Raw genomic sequence first — 265 nt, 5'->3', positions numbered from 1 at the left:
AAGAAGAATTCCCAGGAGAAGAACGCATTTTGATTAATTCACCTAAAGTGGCTACTTATGACTTAAAGCCTGAAATGAGTGCTTATGAAGTGACTGACGCTCTTCTAAACGAGATACGAGCTGATAAGCATGACATGATTATCTTAAACTTTGCTAACCCGGACATGGTTGGTCATTCAGGGAAAGTGGAGCCAACGATTAAAGCGATTGAAGCAGTGGATGAGTGCTTAGGGAAAATCGTTGATTTAATCGAGGAAAAAGGTGG

At 40.8% G+C, this 265-nt stretch carries 1 protein-coding gene; it reads left to right on the top strand.

What is annotated here, in order from left to right; genetic code table 11:
- The coding region (locus SAZ04_RS22260; RefSeq protein ID WP_332699812.1) for an alkaline phosphatase family protein at positions 1–265 on the top strand (265 nt) is incomplete at both ends.

It is taken from the genome of Halalkalibacter lacteus, from assembly GCF_036663595.1.
GTDB classification, from domain to species: Bacteria; Bacillota; Bacilli; order Bacillales; family Bacillaceae_D; genus Halalkalibacter; species Halalkalibacter lacteus.
The sequence above is the reverse complement of the archived record's forward strand: the minus strand, read 5'-3'. Positions and strand labels throughout refer to the sequence as shown.